This window comes from Aeromonas sp. D3, from assembly GCF_027705025.1.
GTDB lineage: Bacteria > Pseudomonadota > Gammaproteobacteria > Enterobacterales > Aeromonadaceae > Aeromonas > Aeromonas salmonicida.
The window spans coordinates 82,394-105,276 of the sequence record NZ_JAPDBE010000010.1; the positions used below are offsets into that span (position 1 = coordinate 82,394).

Genomic DNA, 22,883 nt, shown 5'->3' on the forward strand with positions numbered 1-22,883 from the left:
ACCATCAATGCCACGGCTCTTCGCCGTTATTCGCGGCCCGGCAGTTTTTTCCAGGTCACCTTGTCTCGCAAATAGACAGGCGTGGCCTGCTCCACCGGCACCGCCTCCCCCGCCAGCCAGGCGGCGCGTGCCAGCGGCAGCATGTCAACCGCGGCCGGGAAGCGCACCTGGCTCACCGCCAGCTCTGCAGCAAGATCAGCAAGGGCTTCGCCATAAGTTTCAAAACCGGTACCAACCCGGCTCCAGCTGCCAGCCAACTTGCCATGTGCCAGCGTACGATCAGCCACCAGAGTGAGCGGATCGCTCACCACTTCGTCACCTACCAGCTGCATGCGGCCATCCTTCAGCTCGTATTGACCGAAGTAAACCTCCCCCATGCGCGCATCGATGGCGGTCAACACCCGCTCGGCGCCCTCCAGCCGGCGAGCACCCTGCGCCATGGCAGCCAGTGTGGAGATGCCGATGAGCGGCACGCCAACGCCGAACGCCAGCCCCTGGGCCACGCTGATCCCGATCCGCACGCCGGTAAAGGAACCCGGGCCACGGCCGAAGGCGATGGCATCAAGCTCGCCCAGGGTTATCCCGGCATCGTCCAACACAGCCTGAACCATGGGCAAAATTTTACGGGTGTGATCCCGCGGCGCCTCTTCCCAGCGGGAGAACAGCGTGTCGCCCACCAGCAAGGCGGCGGAGCAGGCTTCGGTGGCGGTATCAACGGCCAGGATCTTCAACTCGTTCATGCTTTCCAATCTCTATAACATCAGTCAATTACATAACCGGCAAGTCCAGGACGAACTCACTGGCTGTTCAAATCAAGGTATTTTTTCAGCGCAATCCATTCAGGGCAGGCTGAAGAAGGTGCACCGGCAGGCTCACTCACAGCGATCGAAGAAATTACCCAGCGTCCCCAACGCCCGCGTACGGGGAATGGCTGGCAAACTCTTGATAAAGGTGGCGCCGTAGGGTTTGTTGACCATGCGTGGATCACAGATGACCAGCACGCCGTGATCACTGCGATCACGAATGAGCCGCCCGACCCCCTGTTTCAAGGCAATCACCGCCTTGGGCAGCTGTATATCGGCGAAGGGATCGCCCCCTTTGAGCTTGCAGTCATCGACCCGCGCCTTGAGCAAGGGATCATCCGGACTGGCAAACGGCAGCTTGTCGATGATAACACACGACAACGCAGCCCCTCGCACGTCTATCCCCTCCCAGAAACTGCTGGTGGCCACCAGCACGGCGCGGCCATTCTCCACGAACTCCTTGAGCAGTCGCTGCTTGTTATCCTCCCCCTGCAGCAAGACGGTGCGGCCAATTTCACGGCGCAGCACCTCGGCCACCTGACGCATCACCTGATGGCTGGTGCAAAGGAAAAAACAGCCCCCCGGCGTCTTGTTGATAAGGGGGATCATCAACTGGGCCAGCTGTTCGCCCCGCCCGAAGGCATTGGGCTCGGGCAGAAAACGGGGCACACACAGCCGCGCCTGCTCGGCGTAGTCAAACGGGCTGTCGAGAATAAGCTCGGCGCTGCCGGCCAGTCCCAGCTCGGCTTTGAAGTGATCGAAGCGCATATCCACCGTCAAGGTGGCAGAGGTAAAGATCCAGGCCACCTCGGGACGCAGCACCTCGGCGCCAAACCGCTCTGCCACCGACAGCGGGGTGATATTGAGGGAAAAGTGAAGCCGCGAGCAGTCATACCAGTAGGAGAAACCGGTCTGGTTGATAGCCAGCACCTCCCCCAAGCGGGTGCGCAGTTCACAGATCCGCTCGAAGGCATGATCCAGCTGCTCACCACGCCCCAGCGCCAGTTTAAGCACCTCGTAACAGAGCCCGAGGGCATCATTGAGGCGGGCCAGTGCCTGGGCCCAGAGCGGATGGCGCAACATGTCGCGGGTATTGCCGCGCCCGCCATCTACCCCGAAGGCAAGACGCAAATCCTGACTGGCGATGGAGAGCCGGTCCGCCGCCTTGCCAAGCTGCCCCATGTCGTGAGCCTCGGCCCGATAGGCCAGCTGCATATCCTGCGCCAGATCCTGGATGGTGCGGCTGCCCACCGACTTGCCGAAGTAGTTGGTGGCGATCTCCGGCAGCTGGTGCGCTTCGTCGAACACATACACCTGTGCTTCGGGCACCAACTCGCCAAATCCCGTGTCTTTCACCGCCATATCGGCGAAGAAGAGGTGATGATTGATCACCACTACCTGGGCATCCATGGCGCGGCGACGGGCCACCACCAAATGGCAGTCGTCGTAATAGGGGCAGTCGCGGCCGAGGCAGTTGTCGTTGGTGCTGGTGACGTGGGCGAGGATCTCGGCGTTCTCCTGCAATCCCGGAATGTCGCCCACATCGCCATTGTCGGTGGCAGTAGACCAGGATTTGACCTTCACCAGGTCATTGAGGATGTCAGGCTTTTGCAGATGGGATTCGCTCAAGAGCCGGTTCATCCGCTCTATGCACAGATAGTTGCTGCGCCCCTTGAGCAGGGCCACTGGCGGAGTGTAGGAGAGCGCGCCAGTAATGGTCGGGAGATCCCGGTAGAAGAGTTGCTCTTGCAGGTTCTTGGATCCGGTGCTGATCACCACCCGCTTGCCGGATTCCAGCGCAGGCACCAGATAGGCGTAAGTCTTGCCGGTGCCCGTGCCCGCCTCCACCAGCAGGCGGCCACCACTCTTGATGGCGCTGGAAACAGCCTCGGCCATGGCCAGCTGCGGGGCGCGGGCAACAAAGCCGTCGATGTGGCTGGCCAGAGGGCCATCTGGCTTGAACAGGGTCTGGATGGTCAAAGGGGCGTCCCGCTGCAAAAGCGGGCATTATGCCAAAAGCGTGGCGAAAGCGGGACTGATAATGCGTTCAGACGAAGAGATCGATCTGATGGTCGGGGTCCGGCTTGTGATCATCCTCTTCAACCTTTGGCTGATCACGCTTGGCATTGGGATACGCTTGCTGGCGCTGCTGGGATTCGCCGTTGTCCGTACTGGTCTTGCGCAACTGGTGTTTCTTGCTGATCTGGGTCACTTCCCGCTTGATGTCGTCAGGATTCGGGGCAGCAGGCGCTCTGGGCAAAATGGGGAATAACAGGTCCTGGCTTGGCATGATCTCGACTCCTCTGGGGCATCTTGTCTAGTTATCGACCAGAAAACCGTTTTCTTCACTTTAATCGATGAAATCACAATTTCGGGTTGCTTTTTCTGTCAAGGAAGGTAGTTTAAATCGGGCGTCAACTACGACATCTTCTTTGTAAAGGATTGATTACATGAAGTTCACCCTGCTGAAGACTCATCACCACCATCATCATCCCGACTAGTCTTTCAGGAGGTTGACTGCTGGAAGACACTTAACTGGTGACTTCCAAAAGGACCGCAAGATTCATAAACCCTCGGAAGCACATACTTCCGAGGGTTTTTTCGTTTTTGACTAGAAGGAAATCGAGCAAATGGAAACACAACGCCTGCGTATCGCCATGCAAAAGTCCGGTCGTCTAAGCCAGGACTCCCAAGCCCTGTTCAAGAGCTGCGGCCTCAAGATAAACCTGCGGGAGCAGCGCCTCATTGCCCATGTGGAAAACATGCCCATCGACATATTGCGGGTGCGTGATGACGACATCCCCGGTCTGGTGATGGAAGGGGTGGTCGACCTTGGCATCATAGGTGAAAACGTGCTGGAGGAAGCGCAGCTCATTCGCGCCTCCCAGGGACTGCCTGCACAAGTGAAAACCCTCAAGCAGCTGGATTTCGGGGGTTGCCGTCTGTCGCTGGCAGTACCGGACGATGTGGCCTACACAGGGCCCGAAAGTCTGGCAGGCAAACGCATTGCCACCTCTTACCCGGGTCTGCTCAAACGCTTCTTCGACGAGAAAGGGCTCAATTTCAAGAGCGTCATGCTGGGCGGCTCGGTGGAAGTGGCGCCGCGCGCGGGTCTGGCCGATGCCATCTGCGATCTGGTCTCCACCGGTGCCACACTGGAAGCCAATGGTCTCAAAGAGGTGGAGGTGATCTACCGCTCCAAGGCGGTGTTGGTGCAGGCCCCCAACCCCTTGAATGAGGCCCAACAGAAGCTCATCGACAAGTTGCTGCCCCGCATCCAGGGGATGCAGCAGGCCCGCGAGAGCAAGTACATCATGCTGCACGCCCCGAAAGACAAGCTCGATGCCATCACGGATCTGCTGCCGGGCGCCGAGCGCCCCACCATAATGCAGCTGGCCGGTGACACCAATCAGGTGGCCCTGCACGTGGTATCCAGCGAGACCCTGTTCTGGGAGACCATGGAGCAGCTCAAGGCCCTGGGTGCCAGCTCCATTCTGGTGCTGCCCATCGAAAAAATGATGGAATAAGGAAGGGACATCATGCAGACCCTGATCTGGAAAACCCTCTCCCCTGCCCAGCAGGCCGACGTGCTGACCCGCCCTGCCCTCAATGACGAGGCCGATATCGGCGCAGTGGTAAAGGAGATCATCGCAGCCGTCCGCAGCCGTGGCGACGAGGCCCTGCGCGAGCTGAGCCTGCGCTTCGAGCGCGCCCCCCGTGAACAGCTGCGGGTCAGCGAGACCGAAATCGAGGCCGCCTGCGGGCGTCTGGATGACGACATCAAAGACGCCATCAAGGCTGCCATTGCCAATATTCGCACCTTCCATGCAGCGCAAGCACAACCAGTGGTGCGGGTAGAGACCCAACCCGGGGTGGTGTGCGAGCTGCGCACCCAACCCATCAGCCGGGTCGGTCTCTATGTGCCTGGGGGCAGCGCGCCACTCCCCTCCACCGTCATGATGCTGGCCATTCCGGCAGGCCTGGCCGGTTGCCGTGAAGTGGTGCTCTGCACCCCGTCCCCCGCCAGCGACGAGATACTGTTTGCCGCCCGCGCCTGCGGGGTCGAGAAGGTATTCGCCATCGGCGGTGCTCAGGCCATCGCCGCCATGGCTTATGGCACGCAGACGATCCCCAAGGTGGACAAGATCTTCGGCCCGGGCAACGCCTACGTGACCGAGGCCAAGGGGCAGGTTTCCCGCGACTGGCGCGGTGCCGCCATCGATATGCCCGCCGGCCCCTCCGAGGTGCTGGTGATTGCCGACGAGAGCGCCAACCCCGCCTTCGTGGCGGCAGATTTACTTTCTCAGGCCGAGCACGGCCCCGACAGCCAGGTGGTGCTGGTCACCACATCGCCGCTGCTGGCCGATGCTATTGCGGGCGAGATCAAGCGCCAGTTGGCCCAACTCAGCCGCCGCGAGATCGCCGCCAAGGCGCTGGGTTCAAGCCTGGTGATCCTTTGCGACACACTGGATGAGGCCTGCGCCATCTCCAATGCCTACGCCCCGGAGCACCTGATCGTGCAGACCCAAGCACCCCGCGAGCTGCTGGACCAGCTCGAGAACGCCGGTTCCATCTTTCTGGGCCAATGGACGCCGGAGTCGGTGGGGGATTATGCCAGCGGCACCAACCACACCCTGCCCACCTACGGCTATGCCCGCACCTGCTCCAGCCTTGGCCTCGCCGATTATCAGCGCCGCTACACGGTGCAGGAGCTGAGTGAGCGCGGTATTCAGGGCCTTGGCCCTATCGTCGAGCGCATTGCTCAGGCCGAGGGGCTCGATGGACACAAAAATGCCGTGACGCTGAGATTGAATGCACTGCAAAAGGAGCGGACATGAATAACACCGCACCAAGGGGGCTCGATGCCCACAAAAACGCCGTCACCCTCAGGTTGAACGCACTTTCCGTCGATTTACAGCAAAAAGCACAGCAGAAGGATTTGTCATGAGCATCGCCAATCTGGCGCGCCGCGTGGTGCGGGCCCTCACCCCCTATCAATCAGCTCGCCGCATCGGCGGCAAGGGCCATGTCTGGCTCAATGCCAACGAGGCGCCGCAGGCCTATCCCTTCACCATCGAGGGAAATCGTCTCAACCGCTATCCCGAGTGCCAACCGGCCGAGGTAGTCAACGGCTACGCCGCCTATGCGGGGGTCAACCCCGACCAGGTGCTGGTCAGCCGTGGCGCCGACGAGGCCATCGAGCTTCTGATCCGCACCTTCTGTGAAGCAGGTGAAGATCAGATCCTCATCTGCCCGCCTACCTACGGCATGTACGCCATCAGTGCCGAGACCTGTGGCGTTGGCATAGTCGAGCAGCCGCTTACCGCCTGCCGTCAGCCGGACTGGCCCGCCATCGCTGACCGTCTGTCTGATGTGAAGCTGGTGTTCCTATGCTCCCCCAACAACCCCACAGGGGATCTGGTGGGCCGAGACGGCCTCATCACCCTGCTGGAGAAAGCACGCAATCGCGCCATTATCGTGGTGGATGAGGCCTACATCGAATTTTGCCCCAAGGCGTCCGTGGTGGACTTGCTGGCCCGCTTCCCCAATCTGGTGGTGACTCGCACCCTCTCCAAGGCCTTTGCCCTGGCCGGGATCCGCTGCGGCTTTACGCTGGCAAGCCCCGAAGTGATCGCCATGCTGGCCAAGGTGATTGCCCCCTATCCCATCCCGGATCCCATCGCCCAGATAGCGGCGCAGGCGCTCTCCCCCATGGGGCTGGAGCTGATGCAGGAGCGGGTCGCCGAGCTCAACAAGCAGAAGGCGCTTATCAAGACAGCGCTGACAGCGCTGCCTTGTGTGAGAGAAGTATTCGAGGACAAGGGCAACTTCATTCTGGTGCGCTTCGTTGACAGCGCGGCCGTGTTTGCCGCCATGAAAGCTGCCGGCATCATATTGCGGGATTTTTCCACCAAACCGGGCCTTGAAAACAGCATTCGCATTACCATCGGCTATCAGAACGAAATGGATGCCGTGCTTGCAGTCCTGCGTGATCAGCCAGTCAGTTTATAAGGATGTAATTTATGAAGACCCCGTTTTTGTTTATCGACCGCGACGGCACCCTGATCGAGGAGCCGGTGACCGACAAGCAGGTGGACAGCCTCGCCAAGCTGCGCTTCGAGCCCATGGTGATACCAGTACTGCGCGAGCTGCAGGCTGCCGGTTACGTGCTGGTGATGGTGACCAACCAGGATGGACTGGGCACCGCCAGCCTGCCGCTGGAGAACTTCCAGCCCCCTCACGACCTGATGATGCATCTCTTTGAATCCCAAGGGGTGAACTGGGAGCAGGTGCTGATCTGCCCGCACTTCCCCACTGACGGCTGCAGCTGCCGCAAGCCCCACCTCGGGCTGGTGAAGGAGTATCTCGCCTCGGGTCGCATCGATTTTGCCAACTCCTTCGTGATTGGCGATCGCCAGACCGATCTGCAGCTTGCCGAGAACATGGGCATTGGCGGCATTCGCTACCACCCGCAGGATCACAACTGGCTCACCATTCGTGATCAGCTGCTATCCAAGGGGCGCGTGGCCGAAGTTGAACGCTACACCAAGGAGACCCGCATCCAGGTAGCCGTTGATTTGGATAAAAGTGGCGGCAACCAGATCGCCACCGGCATCGGCTTTTTTGATCACATGCTGGATCAGATAGCGACCCACGCCGGTTTCAGGCTCAAGCTGAACGTCAGCGGTGATCTGCACATCGACGATCACCACACGGTGGAAGATGTGGGACTGGCGCTGGGTCAGGCCATGCGCCAGGCCCTTGGCAACAAGCGCGGCATAGGCCGTTTCGGCTTCGTGCTGGCGATGGACGAGGTGCAGGCGGTGATCGACGCACGTCCCCTCACCGAGCAGGAGGTGAGTACGGCACTGGATCTCAGCGGTCGCCCCTACTTCGTGTTTGTCTGCCCGAGCGGCTTTGGCCGCGACAGCGTGGGCGAAATGGCCACCGAAATGGTGCCCCACTTCTTCCGCTCCTTGTCGGATGCCATGGCCATCACCCTGCAGATGAAGGTGGGCAGCGGCAACACCCACCACCAGGTGGAAGCACTGTTCAAGGGCTTTGGCCGCGCCCTGCGTCAGGCCATCCGGGTGGAAGGGAGTGAACTCCCCTCCAGCAAAGGGGTATTGTGATGGATATGAGCAAGCAGAAGCGGGTCATTATCGGCACAGCCGTGATGGTGCAAGTCTCGCCAATCGACATAGGTAAGGCACGATGAACAATCAGAAACTGGTCATCATCGACACCGGCTGCGCGAATCTGGCCTCGGTCAGAATGGCGTTCGAGCGCCTCGGCGTGCAGCCGCTGGTATCCAGCAAGGCGGCCGATATCGAGCAGGCTGACAAGCTGATCCTGCCCGGCGTCGGCACGGCGGTGGCCGCCATGAAGAACCTCAACGAACGGGGGCTGGTGCCCCTTATTCGCGCCGCCACACAGCCGCTGCTGGGCTTTTGCCTCGGCATGCAGATGCTGGCGGAAGCCTCCGAAGAGAGCATGATGACTGATGGCAGTGAAGGCCAGCTCATCGACTGCCTTGGCATAGTGCCTGGCAGGATCCGGCTGATGGAGGTGGGCAATTTGCGCCTGCCCCATATGGGCTGGAACCAGATTGAGCATGACGAGACCCATCCTCTGCTCAAGGGGATCCCGAGCGGCAGCTACTTCTACTTCGTGCACTCCTATGCGCTGGAGGTAACCGAAGCGACGCTGGCGACCTGCGACTACGGCCAGCCGTTTACCGCCATCGTCGGTGGGGTTGCAGAGCACAGCAACTTCTTCGGCGCCCAATTCCACCCGGAGCGCTCAGGCGCAGCCGGTGCCCGTTTGCTGCAAAATTTTCTGGAGCTATGACTAGCATGATCATTCCCGCAATTGACCTTATCAACGGTCAGGTAGTTCGTCTCTATCAGGGGGACTACGACCAGAAGACCGAATACAGCAGCAGCCCGCAGGCCCGCTTCGACGAATATGTCTCCCAGGGGGCGGTGCAGCTCCATCTGGTGGATCTGGACGGTGCCAAGGATGCCAAGGCGCGCCAGCTGCCCCTGCTGACCCAACTGCTGTCAGCCACCGAAGCGCCAGTGCAGGTCGGCGGCGGCGTGCGCACCGAGCAGGATGTGGCAGACCTATTGGCCGCAGGTGCCAGCCGGGTGGTGATAGGCTCCACCGCCGTCAAGTCCCCGGATCTGGTAGCAAGCTGGATGGAAAAATATGGCCCCGAGCAGATAGTGCTGGCGCTGGACGTCAATATCGATGCACAAGGCAATCGCCATATCGCGGTGGCAGGCTGGCAAGAGAACAGCGGCGTGACCATAGAGGCGCTGATCGAGCGTTTCCTCCCTGCCGGCCTCAAGCATGTGCTCTGCACCGACATCAGCCGCGACGGCACCCTTTCCGGCACCAACGTCGAGCTCTATCGGGATCTCTGTGCCCGCTACCCGAGCGTGGGCTTCCAGGCCTCCGGCGGTATCGGTGGCATTGCGGATATAGAGGCGCTCAAGGGCACAGGGGTCAAGGGGATCATCCTCGGTCGCGCCCTGCTGGAGGGCAAGTTCTCGGTGGGCGATGCCATCGCCTGCTGGGCCAATGGCACGCAAGGCTGACGGCCTGGCCAGCAGGCATGACAGCACAGAGGTTGGACAAACGCCTCTCCATCAAGGGGTAGGTCGAGGTAAGTCCTTATTACTCGGTAACAATTGACTCTATACTCGACTGATTGAAACAAGTCATGGAGGACTTATGTTCACATCTCACGCCGCCACCATACTGATCGTCGATGACTCGCCCGAGAATTTGATGGTGCTGACCGACCTGCTCTCGCCCACCTACCGGGTGCTGGCAGCCCAAAGCGGAGAGAAGTGCCTGCGGATTGCCACTGGCAAGACACTGCCAGATCTCATTCTGCTGGATGTGATGATGCCGGGCATGGATGGTTATGAAGTGCTCAAACAGCTGCGTACAAACCCTGAAACCAGCCGCATCCCTGTGGTGCTGCTCACCGCCCTCGCCGACAGCCAGAGTGAAGAGTACGGACTGTCTCTGGGAGCGGCCGACTACATTACCAAGCCCATCAAGCCGGCCATTGTTCAGGCACGGGTACGCACCCAGCTGGAGGCCAAACAGGCCCGCGACGGCCTGCAGAGCCAGAATACGGCGCTGGAGGCCGAAGTGGCGCGGCGGATGACAGAGAACGATCTGATCCAGCAGGTTTCCATCCGCGCCCTTGCTCACCTGGCGGAGATTCGGGATCCCGAAACCGGCAATCACATCTTGCGCACCCAGGGCTACGTTCGACTGCTGGCCAATGCCCTCGCCAGCCACCCCCGCTTTATCGATACCCTGACCCCCCGCTACATCGATCTGCTGAGCCGCTCCGCCCCCTTGCACGACATTGGCAAGGTGGGTATTCCCGACCATGTGCTGCTCAAGCCCGCCAAGCTGACAGTAGAGGAGTGGGAGGTCATGCGTACCCACGCCAAACTCGGTAGCGATGCCATCGAGGAGGCCGAACGGGATATAGAACAACCACTGGCGTTTCTCACTCTGGCCAAGGAGATCGCCCACTGGCACCACGAAAAGTGGGATGGCAGTGGCTATCCTGACGGCCTGCGTGGTGATGAAATTCCTCTCTCGGCCCGCTTGATGGCGTTGGCCGATGTGTTTGATGCCCTCATCAATGTACGGGTTTACAAGGCCGCCATGCCCTATGACGAGGCGAGAGCCCTGATCCTCAGTGGCACAGGCCAGCATTTCGATCCGGACGTGGTGACGGCATTTGACAACCATTTCGACCAGTTCGTTGCCATCGCCGAGCGCTACACGGATGAAAACGAGGCTCCGCATGGCTGATCAGCCGCCACTCACCCGAGCCTATGTTCTCAATATCGTCCTCACCTATGCTGCCGTGGCGAGCCTGTGGATCCTGCTCTCCGACAAGGCGGTGGAGTGGCTGTTCAGCACACCCAACCAGTTCGCGCTGGCCAGCACCATCAAGGGCTGGCTGTTTATCCTCATCACGGCGCTCATGCTCTATACCATGCTGCGCCGCCGTATCGACATGCCGACGGTCACCGCAGCGCCCTCCCGTCGTCAACTGCTGCCCTTTATCCTGATCAACGGTCTGATCCTGGCGCTGACAGGCATGGCCATCGCCCAGAATATCAGCCACACCCAGGACAAGGAGGTGGCCCGGATCGAGGCGATTGCCGATCTCAAGAGCAAACGCATCACCGAATGGCTCAAGGCCCGTGAACGGGATACTCATCTTCTGGCCGAAAACACCCTCTACACCGGGCTATATCGCCAGAGAGATGACGCCCTCCAGAGTAATGGCCGTGAACAGCTGATGGCCCAGCTGGTCGAGTTCATCTCCATCAGGGGCTTCAGTGCAGCGACCCTGTTCAGCCCGGCAGGAAAAACGCTATGGCAGACATCTGGCGCGGGCAGCTTGAATTCAAGGCTGCGTCATGCCTTTACCAAGGTAAAGGCAGGCCATGTCATGCGAGTGGGCCCCTACCTCGATGAGCAGGGTCAATCCAGACTCGACTTCATCGCCCCACTGCCCATCAAAGGAGCCCCTTCCCCCTTCATAGTGCTGCAGATCACCTCAAGCAATTGGCTCAACAATATTCTCAAGCAGTGGCCGATCCCGGACAGCAGTGGTGAAGCCCTGCTGTTTCGCAAGCAGGGTGATCAGGTGCAGTTTCTCAATGACGTGCGCTACCGCCCCGCCACGGCCCTCACCCTGCAGATCCCCATCAGCAACGGCACTTTGCTGGCAGCCCAGTTTCTCAATGGCGGCGCCCGTGAAGGTCACCAGCAGGTGTTCTTTGGCAAGGATTACCGCGGTATCGAGGTCTTTGGCACCGTACACACCGTCATGGGCACCGACTGGTATCTGCTGGCCAAAATAGACAAGGCGGAGCTCAACCAGGCAGCCTTCAGGGAGAGCGTCTGGATCGGGCTCATCGGCCTGCTGGTGCTGTTCATTGCCAATACGGGCATCATATTGCTGCGCCAGCATACCCAGCTCTATATGGCCGAGCAGATCCGGCTATCCCAGGCGGGCCGCCTGCAGGCGCTGCAACTGCTCTCCGCCATTGCTGACAGCTCGGAAGATGCCATCTTCGCCAAGGACATGGAGGGCAAGTACATCCTCTTCAACCGCGCCGCCAGCCAGTTCGTCGGCAAGTCAGCCGCCGAGATGCTGGGCCAGGATGATCAGGCCATTTTCCCCCCTGATCAGGCACGCATGCTGATGGAGCTGGGCCAGCAAGTCATTGCCAATAACAAGGTGCAGACCCAGGAAGAACATCTGACCCTGCCCTGTGGTGAACGGGTGTTTCTCGCCACCAAGGGACCCTTGCAGGACAACGACGGCCAGGTGATCGGCATCTTCGGGATCTCCCGCGATATCACGGACTTCAAGCGGGCAGAAGCCGGATTGCGGGAACGGGAAGGGCTGTTTCGCGCTCTGGTCGAGCAATCCCTCGCCGGCATCTACATCATCCAGCAGGGCCAGCTCTGTTACATCAACCCGGGCTTCGCCCGTCTGTTCGGCCACAGCTCAACCGCCACCTTGCTGAAGGTGGGCACCCTGCATGGGCTGGCCAGCCCGAAAGACAGCGCCAGGGTCGCGGAACAGTTGCAGCGCAGCGAAGAAGAGGACACTGAGATACACACTCGCTTCACCGCCTTGCACCATGACCATCAGAACATAGAGGTAGAGCTGTACGGGCGGCGCGTCGATTATCGCGGCAAGCCTGCAGTACTGGGTCTGTTGCTGGACGTCACCGAGCGGGAACAGGTCGAACAGGCCCTGACCCGTCAGGCCGCTGAGCTACGTCAGCAAAACAACGAGCTGGAACGGTTCAACAAGGTGATGGTGGACAGGGAGCTGGCCATGCTGGCCCTCAAGCACCAGATCAATACGCTGTCGGTCCAGCTGGGACAACAGCCGCCTTATCCTCAGGCCCCCACTCCGCCGGAGGAACTCCTATGATGAGCTGGTCTCAGCTGTTGCATATCCGCCAGCCATGGCAGCAATGGGGGGCTTGCCTGCTGGCCGTTCTGCTGCCCATCCTCATGTTGCAGATCCGGGTACAGCTGCCCATCGCCTTTGGCGAACGGCCGCTGCTGGTGCTCTTCATGCTGCCCATCATAGTCTGCGCTCTGCTCGGTGGCTTGCTGCCCGGCCTGCTCAGCACGCTCGTCACCACCTATTTCATACTGCCCCCGATCCATTCAATGACCATTGCCGCCGGTCAGGATCTGGTGCAGTGGGGGATACTGATCGCCAACGGCATCCTCATCAGCCTGCTCAGCGCCGCCATGCACCGCTCTCGCGCACGGGAGGTTCAACGCTGGCAGGAATTGATGAGCACTCAATCCCGTCTGCAACGGAGCGAAACCCGCTTTCAGGCCACCTTTGAGCAGGCGGCTGTCGGCATCGCCCTGGTCGCCCCCGACGGCAACTGGTTAAGGGTCAACCAGCGACTGTGCGACATGGTGGGTTATCAGGCTGACGAGTTGATGGGCATGAGCTTTCAGCAGATCACGCACCCGGACGATCTCTTTATCGATCAAACTTTCGTTGCCCAGATGCTGGCAGGGGAACGGCCTCACTACACCCTGGAGAAACGCTATCTGCGCAAGAATGGTGAGGTGCTCTGGATCACCCTCACCGTGGCGCTGGTCAGGGATGACCAGGGCAAACCCGACTATTTCATCTCGATCATCGAGGACAATCAGCAACGCAAGGAGACAGAGGCAGCCTTGCGTCGCAACGAGGTGATACTGCATGAATCCCAGCACCTGGCCAAGATCGGCAACTGGCGCTGGCACATCGCCAACAACAGCCATTTCTGGTCGCCGGAGATCTACCGCATCTATGGCCGTGACCCGGGCTTGCCCCCTGCCGTCTATCCCGAAGTGAAAAAGTACTTTACCCAGGAGGGGTGGCGCGCCATCGCCCAGGCCGTGGAGCATTGCCTGCAAAACGGCCAGCCCTACGAGTGCGATGCGGAGGTGCTCCACGAACAGGGTGACCCTGTCTGGGTCATCGCCCGTGGCGCCGCCTTGCGCGACAGCAGTGGGGCCATCGTCGAGCTCTATGGCACTGTGCAGGACATCACCGAGCGCAAGCTGGCCGAACAGCAACTGCTGCACAATCAGCAGGTGGCGCTCGATACCCAGCGCCGCGCCCGGCTGGCGGCACTGAATCTGATGGACGATGCCATCAGCGCCCGTATTCGCGCCGAAACCACCAGCACTGCCTTGCGCGACAGCGAGCAACGCCTGTTGATGGCCCAGGAAGGGGCCCACGTCGGTATCTGGGAGTGGGACATACTCAGTGGCCGCCTCTTCTTCTCCCCCGAATGTGCCCGCCTCTATGGCCGCAGCGTGGAGCAACTCTGCGAATTTCACATCTGGCAAGGCTGCCTGCACCCGGACGACAGGGCACGCATCGACCAGCTGCTGTCCGAGCTGCCACACACAGGCACACCGCTCGATATCGAGTTTCGCATCTTGCTGCCCACTGGCGAGGTACGCTGGCTGGTGAGCAAGGGCAGCGTCTATCGGGATGCCCAGCAGCGCCCGGTGCGCCTGCTCGGCATCAATCTGGACATCACGGAGCGCAAGCAGGCAGAGCAGCAATTGCGCCAGCTGTCACTGGCACTGGAACAGAGCCCGGACGGCGTCTTCATCACCGATATCCAGGGGCGTATCGAATACGTCAACGTCGCCTTCCTCGCCGCCAGCGGGTATCAGCAACACGAGGTGATTGGCCAGACCCCCACCCTGTTGCGTTCGGGCCTCACCCCCAAGGCCACCTACATCACGCTGTGGGATGCGATTCATCAGGGACAGCGCTGGCATGGGGAGTTCATCAACCGGCGCAAGGATGGCTCACACTACCAGGTGCTGGCCACCGTCTCCCCCATCCGTCAGGAGAACGGCGAGGTCACCCACTATGTGACGGTACAAGCCGATATCACGGAGAAAAAGCAGCTCGGCGAGGAGCTGGATCAATACCGCTACCACCTGGAGGAGATGGTCAACGAGCGTACCCTGCAACTGGCCCAGGCCCACCAAAGGGCGGAGAGCGCCAACCGGGCCAAGAGTGCCTTCCTCGCCAACATGAGCCACGAGATCCGCACCCCCATGAATGCCATTCTGGGGCTGACCTATCTGCTCAAGCGCGATACACCGGATCACACCCAGCACGATCGGTTGGAAAAGATCGACAATGCCGCCCAGCACCTGCTCACCATCATCAACGACATTCTGGACCTTTCCAAAATCGATGCGGGCAAGATGGTACTGGAGCAGGGCGACTTCTCCCTCACTGCCATGCTGGACAACGTCAGTGCCCTGATGAGCGAACAGGCCCGCGCCAAGGGGCTCACCATCATTGTCGATATCGGGGATTCCCCCGCCTGGGTCCATGGCGATATCACCCGACTGCGTCAGGCACTGCTCAACTATGCGGCCAACGCCATCAAGTTCACCGAGCAGGGCTCCGTCACCTTGCGGGTAAGGGTCGAACGGCCACTCTCCAATGGGTATCTGCTGCGCTTCGAGGTGGAAGACACGGGTATCGGCATCAGCCCGGAGCAGCGCGAGAAACTGTTCCAGGCCTTTGAGCAGGCCGACGCCTCTACCACCCGAAAATACGGCGGCACCGGGCTGGGCCTCGCAATCACCAGTCGGCTTGCCACCCTGATGGGGGGAGAAGTCGGCGTGGAGAGCACCCAGGGCAAAGGCAGCTGCTTCTGGTTCACCGCCCTGCTTTCACTGGGCCAGGGCGAACCGCAGCAAGCAGGACAGCTCGAACAGGCTGTGCAGCAGGCGCTCTTTTTCTCCAACCATGCCAGGGTGCTGCTGGTGGAGGACAATGCCATCAACCGCGAGGTGGTACTGGAGCTGCTCAACAACAGCGGCCTCATCATCGAAACTGCCGTCAATGGCCAGGAAGCGCTGGAGAGAGTCAGTCAGCATCCCTTCGATCTCATCCTGATGGACATACAGATGCCGCTGATGGATGGCTACACTGCCACTCGCGCCATCCGCACCCTGCCGGGTTGGGAGCAGACGCCTATCCTGGCGCTGACGGCCAGCGCCTTTGAAGAGGACAGAAAGGCGTGCAAGGCTGCGGGCATGAACGACTTCATCGCGAAACCCGTCACCCCGGCCAAGCTGTTCGAGGCGCTGCAACAATGGTTGCCCACCAGCACACCCGTACAGCCCAAATACCAGCGCCGGGCCAGCGACACCCTGATCGCCCCCCTCGTCCGGTTGCAAAACCTGCCGGGACTGGATCTACAACAGGGGTTGGCCACGCTGCAGGGCAACCAGACCAAATACGTCGCCCTGTTGCGCCATTTCGCCAGCGAGCACAGCCAGGACATGGCACTGCTGACCAGCCATCTGCAAGCAGGCGATCAGACCAGTGCCACCCGACTGGCTCACACACTGCGGGGTGTCGCCAGCACACTGGGATTGGTGAGTCTGGCAGAGCAGAGCCTGCAACTGGAGCAAGCTCTCTCTGGAGATGGCAGTAAGCTGACCGACCAGATGTCCGCCATTACCGAGGTGCTTGCCACCCTGCTCGAACAACTGGGGGAGGAAGATCCTGCCCCCGCAACCATGCCAGCCCCCCTCACCAGCCATTGGCAGCAGCAGTTGCTGCGCCAGATTGAGGGCCTGCTGCTGCAAAGCGACACCGCTGCCATCCCCTTGTTCGAACAATATGCCGGCCCCCTGCTCATCAGTCTTGGGCCCAAAGGGGACACGCTGGCGCGGCAGCTGAAAATGTTCGACTTTGACGGTGCCCTCATCACCATCCGCAGCCTGCAAGCAGAAGAGGGGCACTCACCGGTAGCCCCCGATGCATCAACTCGGCATCAGGGGGCGACGAATCAAGATAAAGGGTTGAATCACTGAATAAAGTCATGCATATAGTGTTGGTTCCCCTGTCGAACACGTTCCCTTGCGGCCACGTTTTCGCCCGGCTGGGCACCACCTGTTGAAGCATGCCGACGATCTTCACTCATTGGCCGTCTGACGCCCGCGTCATTCGGCAATAACGATGTTTTTAACCGTGCGTTACATGGAGCAACGAGCATGTTGTCAAAGCGTATTATCCCCTGTCTGGACGTCAAAGATGGCGTCGTGGTCAAGGGAGTGCAATTTCGAAATCATGAAGTGATAGGCGGTATCGTCGAGCTCGCCCGCCGCTACGCAGAAGAAGGGGCCGACGAGCTGGTGTTCTATGACATCACCGCCTCAAGCGATGCCCGTGTGGTAGACAAGAGCTGGGTAAGCCGGGTGGCGGAAGTCATCGACATCCCCTTCTGCGTCGCCGGTGGCATCAAAAGCGTTGACGATGCCCGCCAGATCCTGGAATTTGGCGCCGACAAGGTTTCCATCAACTCACCGGCCCTGGCGGATCCAAGCCTCATCACCCGTCTGGCGGAGCGCTTTGGCGTGCAGTGTGTGGTGGTGGGAATCGACTCCTACTTCGATGCCGACACTGGCCACTATCAGGTCAAGCAGTTCACCGGTGACGAGAGCCGCACCCGCACCACGGCCTGGCACACTCTCGATTGGGTGCAGGAGGCGCAAAAACGCGGCGCCGGTGAAATCGTGCTGAACGTGATGAACCAGGATGGCATGCGTCAGGGCTACGACCTCGAACAGCTCAAGCTGGTCCGCGCCGTCTGCAAGGTGCCCCTCATCGCCTCCGGCGGCGCCGGAGCCATGGAACACTTTCGCGATGCCTTCACCCTCGCAGACGTGGACGGGGCCCTGGCTGCCTCCGTGTTCCACAAGGGCCTTATCCCCATTCCCGAATTGAAACGCTGGCTGAAAAATGAAGGAGTCGCCATCCGTGAGTAATCAAGATGTTGTAAACCAGGCACCGCTGATTGAGCGCCTGGACTGGGCAAAGTGTGATGGCATGATCCCTGCCATCGTCCAGCATGCCGCCAGCGGCGAGGTGTTGATGCAGGGCTTCATGACCCGCGAAGCGCTGGCAAAAACCCAAACCACAGGTCAGGTCACCTTCTTCAGCCGCAGCAAGCAGCGCCTCTGGACCAAGGGCGAAAGCTCGGGCCATGTGCTCAAGCTGGTCGCCATCAGCACCGACTGCGATCAGGACGCTCTGCTGATCGCCGCCAATCCGGTCGGCCCCACCTGCCATCTGGGCACGCCCTCCTGCTTCGACGGTCACCCTGTGCCGCCCCTTGGTTTCCTGGCGGAGCTTGAGCAGATCCTGGCATCGCGCAAGGGCGCCGACCCGGCCACCAGCTACACCGCCAGCCTGTACGCCAAAGGCACCAAGCGTATCGCCCAGAAGGTGGGTGAAGAAGGTGTTGAAGTGGCACTGGCCGCCATGGCCAAGGATCGGGAGGAGCTGATCAACGAATCCGCCGACCTGCTATACCACCTGACCGTGCTACTGCAAAACGAGGGACTGGGTTTGAAGGATGTGGTGCAGCGGCTTTATGAGCGGCATAATAAATAGATGTATATTGATAGATGGGCGTGAAGCCCATCTATCATAGTAACAATGTAGATAATTCGACCAGCTCTATATAGTCATTATTTGTCAACCCTTTATTTTGCAAGCAAGCCATATAATATCCACCATTATCATCATATCTTCCGTCTGAACGAATAACTGTGGATCCATTTATATCATCCGGATTATTATTGCTGTTTAAGTAGTAACCACTGAGGATTTTATGAACATGTACTATATAGGCATAAAAATCATCATTTTTCAAAATTACCTTTTCATTACGACCTGACTTAACATCAGACCAATAATTAATCTCCATTGATAATTTTGCTTTGTTTTTAAATGAGAAAACATTGTCTTTATTTACATTAATCTTATCAATTTCAGCATCTAAGAGTTTCCCGCCGCTACGAAGAACTATATATGCCGCAGGAACTTTTGCATGCATAATCAGTAAGGCAGATAAATAGATAATATCTATAGAACGCTCCGACACTGAATGCAATACAGCAAACAACGTGTCCAGGAATGACTCAGTCTCTCTTGCGGAGAGATGGTATGCATCCACAACTTTTGCAAGTGTTTTAGAAAAGTCACTAGGGAAGGTGCGAACAAGTCTGTGATATGAGATCATAATGTTCATCCGGAGCCGCATTTCCGAGGGCCATCATGAGTCATCAACTCACCTTCGCCGACAGTGAATTCAGCAGTAAGCGTCGTCAGACCAGAAAAGAGATTTTCCTCTCCCGCATGGAGCAGATACTGCCGTGGCAGGATATGACCGCTGTCATCGAGCCGTTTTATCCCAAGGCGGGTAATGGCCGGCGCCCGTATCCGCTGGAAACCATGCTGCGCATTCACTGCATGCAGCATTGGTACAACCTGAGCGATGGCGCGATGGAAGATGCTCTGTACGAAATCGCCTCCATGCGTCTGTTTGCCCGGTTATCCCTGGATAGCGCCTTGCCGGACCGCACCACCATCATGAATTTCCGCCACCTGCTGGAGCAGCATCAACTGGCCCGTCAATTGTTCAAGACCATCAATCGCTGGCTGGCCGAAGCAGGCGTCATGATGACCCAAGGCACCTTGGTCGATGCCACCATCATTGAGGCACCCAGCTCGACCAAGAACAAAGAGCAGCAACGCGATCCGCAGATGCATCAGACCAAGAAAGGCAATCAGTGGCACTTTGGCATGAAGGCCCACATTGGTGTCGATGCCAAGAGTGGCCTGACCCACAGCCTGGTCACCACCGCGGCCAACGAGCATGACCTCAATCAGCTGGGTAATCTGCTGCACGGTAAGGAGCAATTTGTCTCAGCCGATGCCGGCTACCAAGGAGCGCCACAGCGCGAGGAGCTGGCCGAGGTGGATGTGGACTGGCTGATCGCCGAGCGTCCCGGCAAGGTAAAAACCTTGAAACAGCATCCACGCAAGAACAAAACGGCCATCACCATCGAATACATGAAAGCCCGCATCCGGGCCAAAGTGGAGCACCCGTTTCGCATCATCAAGCGGCAGTTCGGCTTCGTGAAAGCCAGATACAAGGGGCTACAGAAAAACGATAACCAACTGGCGATGTTATTCACCCTGGCCAACCTGTTTCGGGTGGACCAGATGATACGTCAGTGGGAGAGATCTCACTAAAAACCGGAAATAACGCCAGGAATGGCGAAAAAACGGCCTAAATAGGCTAATTCGAGGTGTTTACGGGAGAACAATCGGCCCGGATCCGCGAAATTTTAATCAGCGAGCCAGCTTGGGAAGAAATGACCTGCTTATTCGCACTTTCCCTTCCAATCCAGCCTTCTTAATGGCTGCTTTCAACGCCAGTTTGCCGCCAACCTTAAATAATCCAAGCAGCCGCTGACGCATTCCTTCTGGAATCGGGTTTTCTTTTCCCGTAATCATTTTTAACTGGTCGATAATCGACGAGATAACCGTCAACAAGGGATCATCGGAGAAGTCCTGCTGCCAGGCATCGATATAGACAGTGGGATAGTGCTGTTTCAGCTCCATATACCAGCGCTTGATAAACCAGGTCTTGCCCGCCCCCCATTCGGCATTGAGGTTCAGCACATAGTTGCGCTGTTTGCCCTCTGCTGCCAAATAGTTGGTCAGAAACTCGGCATAGCGAGCGTGGTCCAGTCTGTCACCTGCCAGCTCCTCCACCACGCCGTCAATAGCTCCTGGGCCATCCCATGGGAGTGGCTCACCCCAATTAAATGCTGCAAGCGTCATAATGTTTCCCTGTCTCTATATTGAGCAGGATATTACCAGAGTGAGTTCCGAAAGAGTTTGATGAACATACAAATTTGGCGCCATATCACCCCTATGGCAATATGGCGCCAGCTCAAACGTTCATATGACAGTGACCGCCAGCCATTACCCCAGCTGCTGGCGCAGCATGTATTTTTGCACCTTGCCGGTAGAGGTTTTCGGCAGGGGGGTGAAGATGATCCGCTTGGGGGCCTTGAAGTGAGCCATCTGCTCACGGCAAAACGCAATCAGCTCGGCCTGGGTGAGCTCCCTGCCCTCCTTGAGTTTCACGAAGGCACAGGGCACCTCCCCCCACTTTTCGTCCGGCATGGCGATCACCGCCACCTCGTCCACATCAGGATGGCGATAGAGCACGTCCTCCACCTCCAGGCTGGAGATGTTCTCCCCGCCCGAAATTATAATGTCCTTGGATCTGTCCTTGATCTCCACATAACCATCAGGGTGCCACACCGCCAGATCGCCGCTGCGAAACCAGCCCTCCGCCATCGCCTCGGCGCTGGCAGACGGGTTCTTGAGATAGCCCTTCATCACCACATTGCCGCGCAGCGCTATCTCCCCCAAGGTTTTGCCATTCTGAGGCACAGGCTCACCGCTGACCGGGTTGATGACCCGCATCTCCCCCTGCAGCGGGGATGCCACCCCCTGGCGCGCCTTGAGACGGGAGAGTGCAGTTGCATCCTGCCCCTGCCAGCTTCGCTGGGGTTCGCACAGCACGCAGGGACCATAGGTTTCGGTGAGGCCATAGACGTGGGTCACGGCGATCCCCATGGCCTCCATGCCGGCGATCACGGTGGCGGGCGGCGCCGCCCCCGCCGTCATCACCTTGATGGGATGATTGAGCCCGTATTTAAGCGCAGGGTCGGCGTTGTTGAGCATGTTGAGGACGATGGGCGCGGCGCAGAAGTGGCTCGCCTTGTGCTCGCGCAGGGCATCGAAGATGGCCCCCGCCTGCACATGGCGCAGGCAGACACTCACCCCGGCGGTGGCCGCCAGGGTCCAGGGGAAGCACCAGCCGTTGCAGTGAAACATTGGCAGGGTCCAGAGATAGACACTGTGCTTGGGCAGCTCCCAGGAGAGCACATTGTTGATTGCATTGAGGTGGGCACCGCGGTGGTGATAGACCACCCCCTTGGGGTTGCCCGTGGTACCCGAGGTGTAGTTCAGGGAAATCGCCTGCCACTCGTCATCCGGCAGCCAACCGGGCTCATCCCCGTCCCCTTGGGCAAGAAACTGTTCATAGTCGAGCTCGCTTATCAGCTCCCCCTCCCGATAGAGGGGATCGTCGATGGCGATAAGCAGCGGTTGCGTCTTGACAAGGGCCAGCGCCTTGCGCACCACGGCGCCGAACTCCCTGTCCACCAGCACTACCTTGCTCTGGGCATGCTGGAAGATGAAGGCCATGGACTCGGCATCGAGTCGGGTATTGAGGGTGTTGAGCACGGCGCCGCTCATGGGCACCCCGAAGTGGGCTTCGAACATCGCCGGGGTATTGGGGGCGACGATGGAGACGGTATCCCCCTCGCCTATGCCATGCCGACGCAGGGCCGAGGCGAGCTGGCGGCAGCGCCGCTCGGTCTGGGCCCAGTTTTGACGCAAGGCCCCATGGATCAGCGCCGGGTAGTCGGGATAGACCTGCGCCGCCCGGGCCAGGAAGCTGATGGGGGTCAGCGCCTCGAAATTGGCGGGACTTTTATCAAGGCCGGCCTCGTAGATGTTCTGCTCTGTCATCGGGTTCCTTCCTCGCAGGTGGCACAAAGCGGCTGGATCGAATTGGGCGGGAGATCTCGCCGGCATCATGCCCTTGCGCAGATCTCTTATGGGGCTGACAGCCTAGCAGCAGGGCCATGGCGGCAGGTATTAGCAAAACGTCTTAGGTGATGGCGCTGCCTGAGTTTTCACCCTGTCAGGCCGGTCACGATGCCGGGCATTGCCAGCCTTGAATAATATGTATCCATTATCAAACCGGCATGGGCTGCCATGCATTATTTACATATTTATTTGCAGTCCATGGCATTGTTGCCAATTATATCCACCAAATGAATCGAGATAATTATTGAATATAATAACTCCGTATGGGCATGGCATTGCAATTAACGATAAATTCATCAGCCAATATATTCTGTGAGCCAGCCCATAAAGCGAGCCGTGCTTCGTATTCATCCCGACACCAGCAGGTTATGGTTACATGGTGAAACAATCTACCGCATGCCCAATATCAGGCCAGACTTCTCGCCAACGAGTGCGCCATTACCAGTAGATCTGCGCACTCATAC

At 59.1% G+C, this 22,883-nt stretch carries 19 protein-coding genes and 1 other annotated feature; of the genes, 13 read left to right on the forward strand and 6 right to left on the reverse strand.

Annotated elements, in window-relative coordinates:
- Positions 1–26: 26 nt before the first annotated feature.
- The 3 genes from tsaB to OKC28_RS08540 all read right to left on the reverse strand — a co-directional run bounded on the left by tsaB (position 27) and on the right by OKC28_RS08540 (position 3,093).
- Positions 27–740, reverse strand: coding sequence for a tRNA (adenosine(37)-N6)-threonylcarbamoyltransferase complex dimerization subunit type 1 TsaB (tsaB, locus tag OKC28_RS08530; protein WP_059112006.1), 714 nt, complete (start codon positions 738–740; stop codon positions 27–29).
- 132 nt (positions 741–872) lie between these two features.
- Positions 873–2,783, reverse strand: coding sequence for an ATP-dependent DNA helicase (locus OKC28_RS08535; RefSeq protein ID WP_058394385.1), 1,911 nt, complete (start codon positions 2,781–2,783; stop codon positions 873–875).
- A 67-nt stretch (positions 2,784–2,850) separates the two neighbouring features.
- Complete coding sequence (locus tag OKC28_RS08540; protein ID WP_021139335.1) at positions 2,851–3,093, reverse strand: hypothetical protein; 243 nt, start codon at positions 3,091–3,093, stop codon at positions 2,851–2,853.
- A gap of 186 nt (positions 3,094–3,279) precedes the next feature.
- Positions 3,280–3,408 (forward strand) — a sequence feature (His leader region).
- 25 nt (positions 3,409–3,433) lie between these two features.
- Between OKC28_RS08540 and hisG the strand changes: the two genes are divergently transcribed.
- From hisG to hisIE, 12 genes are all read left to right on the forward strand, one after another.
- Positions 3,434–4,330 (forward strand): ATP phosphoribosyltransferase, encoded by an 897-nt coding sequence (hisG, locus tag OKC28_RS08545; protein ID WP_059112005.1) that lies wholly within the window; start codon positions 3,434–3,436, stop codon positions 4,328–4,330.
- 12 nt (positions 4,331–4,342) lie between these two features.
- Positions 4,343–5,641 carry a histidinol dehydrogenase gene (gene hisD / locus OKC28_RS08550; protein ID WP_059112004.1) on the forward strand — a complete coding sequence of 433 codons (1,299 nt, stop codon included), beginning with the start codon at positions 4,343–4,345 and terminating at the stop codon, positions 5,639–5,641.
- Positions 5,638–5,751 carry a histidinol dehydrogenase gene (locus tag OKC28_RS08555; protein ID WP_139039386.1) on the forward strand — a complete coding sequence of 38 codons (114 nt, stop codon included), beginning with the start codon at positions 5,638–5,640 and terminating at the stop codon, positions 5,749–5,751. Before hisD ends, OKC28_RS08555 begins: the two co-directional genes overlap by 4 nt.
- On the forward strand, positions 5,748–6,815 hold the full coding sequence (gene hisC, locus OKC28_RS08560; protein ID WP_021139333.1) for a histidinol-phosphate transaminase: 1,068 nt from the start codon (positions 5,748–5,750) through the stop codon (positions 6,813–6,815). Before OKC28_RS08555 ends, hisC begins: the two co-directional genes overlap by 4 nt.
- A gap of 11 nt (positions 6,816–6,826) precedes the next feature.
- On the forward strand, positions 6,827–7,936 hold the full coding sequence (gene hisB, locus OKC28_RS08565; protein ID WP_021139332.1) for a bifunctional histidinol-phosphatase/imidazoleglycerol-phosphate dehydratase HisB: 1,110 nt from the start codon (positions 6,827–6,829) through the stop codon (positions 7,934–7,936).
- An 82-nt stretch (positions 7,937–8,018) separates the two neighbouring features.
- Positions 8,019–8,654: an imidazole glycerol phosphate synthase subunit HisH gene (gene hisH / locus OKC28_RS08570; protein ID WP_021139331.1), complete on the forward strand. Its 636-nt coding sequence runs from the start codon at positions 8,019–8,021 to the stop codon at positions 8,652–8,654.
- A 5-nt stretch (positions 8,655–8,659) separates the two neighbouring features.
- On the forward strand, positions 8,660–9,406 hold the full coding sequence (gene hisA / locus OKC28_RS08575; protein WP_021139330.1) for a 1-(5-phosphoribosyl)-5-[(5-phosphoribosylamino)methylideneamino]imidazole-4-carboxamide isomerase: 747 nt from the start codon (positions 8,660–8,662) through the stop codon (positions 9,404–9,406).
- Positions 9,407–9,542: 136 nt separating this feature from the next.
- The gene (locus tag OKC28_RS08580) at positions 9,543–10,652 is read left to right on the forward strand and encodes a response regulator (protein WP_005311377.1); all 1,110 of its coding nucleotides are present in this window, start codon (positions 9,543–9,545) and stop codon (positions 10,650–10,652) included.
- On the forward strand, positions 10,645–12,804 hold the full coding sequence (locus tag OKC28_RS08585) for a PAS domain-containing protein (protein ID WP_256688304.1): 2,160 nt from the start codon (positions 10,645–10,647) through the stop codon (positions 12,802–12,804). The genes OKC28_RS08580 and OKC28_RS08585 overlap by 8 nt, the downstream gene beginning before the upstream one ends.
- On the forward strand, positions 12,801–16,748 hold the full coding sequence (locus OKC28_RS08590) for a PAS domain S-box protein (protein WP_256688303.1): 3,948 nt from the start codon (positions 12,801–12,803) through the stop codon (positions 16,746–16,748). Before OKC28_RS08585 ends, OKC28_RS08590 begins: the two co-directional genes overlap by 4 nt.
- A gap of 180 nt (positions 16,749–16,928) precedes the next feature.
- The gene (gene hisF, locus OKC28_RS08595; RefSeq protein WP_256688302.1) at positions 16,929–17,702 is read left to right on the forward strand and encodes an imidazole glycerol phosphate synthase subunit HisF; all 774 of its coding nucleotides are present in this window, start codon (positions 16,929–16,931) and stop codon (positions 17,700–17,702) included.
- Positions 17,695–18,330, forward strand: coding sequence for a bifunctional phosphoribosyl-AMP cyclohydrolase/phosphoribosyl-ATP diphosphatase HisIE (hisIE, locus tag OKC28_RS08600; protein ID WP_256688301.1), 636 nt, complete (start codon positions 17,695–17,697; stop codon positions 18,328–18,330). Before hisF ends, hisIE begins: the two co-directional genes overlap by 8 nt.
- A 34-nt stretch (positions 18,331–18,364) precedes the next feature.
- Here the strand turns inward: hisIE and OKC28_RS08605 are convergent, their stop codons facing one another.
- A complete protein-coding gene (locus tag OKC28_RS08605) occupies positions 18,365–18,970 on the reverse strand; it encodes a hypothetical protein (RefSeq protein WP_256688300.1) in 606 nt (201 codons plus the stop codon).
- Between the two features lie 26 nt (positions 18,971–18,996).
- Between OKC28_RS08605 and OKC28_RS08610 the strand changes: the two genes are divergently transcribed.
- Positions 18,997–19,977, forward strand: coding sequence for an IS5 family transposase (locus tag OKC28_RS08610; protein WP_270688712.1), 981 nt, complete (start codon positions 18,997–18,999; stop codon positions 19,975–19,977).
- Positions 19,978–20,076: 99 nt separating this feature from the next.
- Here the strand turns inward: OKC28_RS08610 and OKC28_RS08615 are convergent, their stop codons facing one another.
- Together OKC28_RS08615 and OKC28_RS08620 are read right to left on the reverse strand one after the other, a co-directional pair.
- The gene (locus tag OKC28_RS08615) at positions 20,077–20,571 is read right to left on the reverse strand and encodes a P-loop NTPase fold protein (protein WP_256688299.1); all 495 of its coding nucleotides are present in this window, start codon (positions 20,569–20,571) and stop codon (positions 20,077–20,079) included.
- A 144-nt stretch (positions 20,572–20,715) separates the two neighbouring features.
- Positions 20,716–22,338: an acyl-CoA synthetase gene (locus tag OKC28_RS08620; protein WP_256688298.1), complete on the reverse strand. Its 1,623-nt coding sequence runs from the start codon at positions 22,336–22,338 to the stop codon at positions 20,716–20,718.
- Positions 22,339–22,883 lie beyond the last annotated feature (545 nt).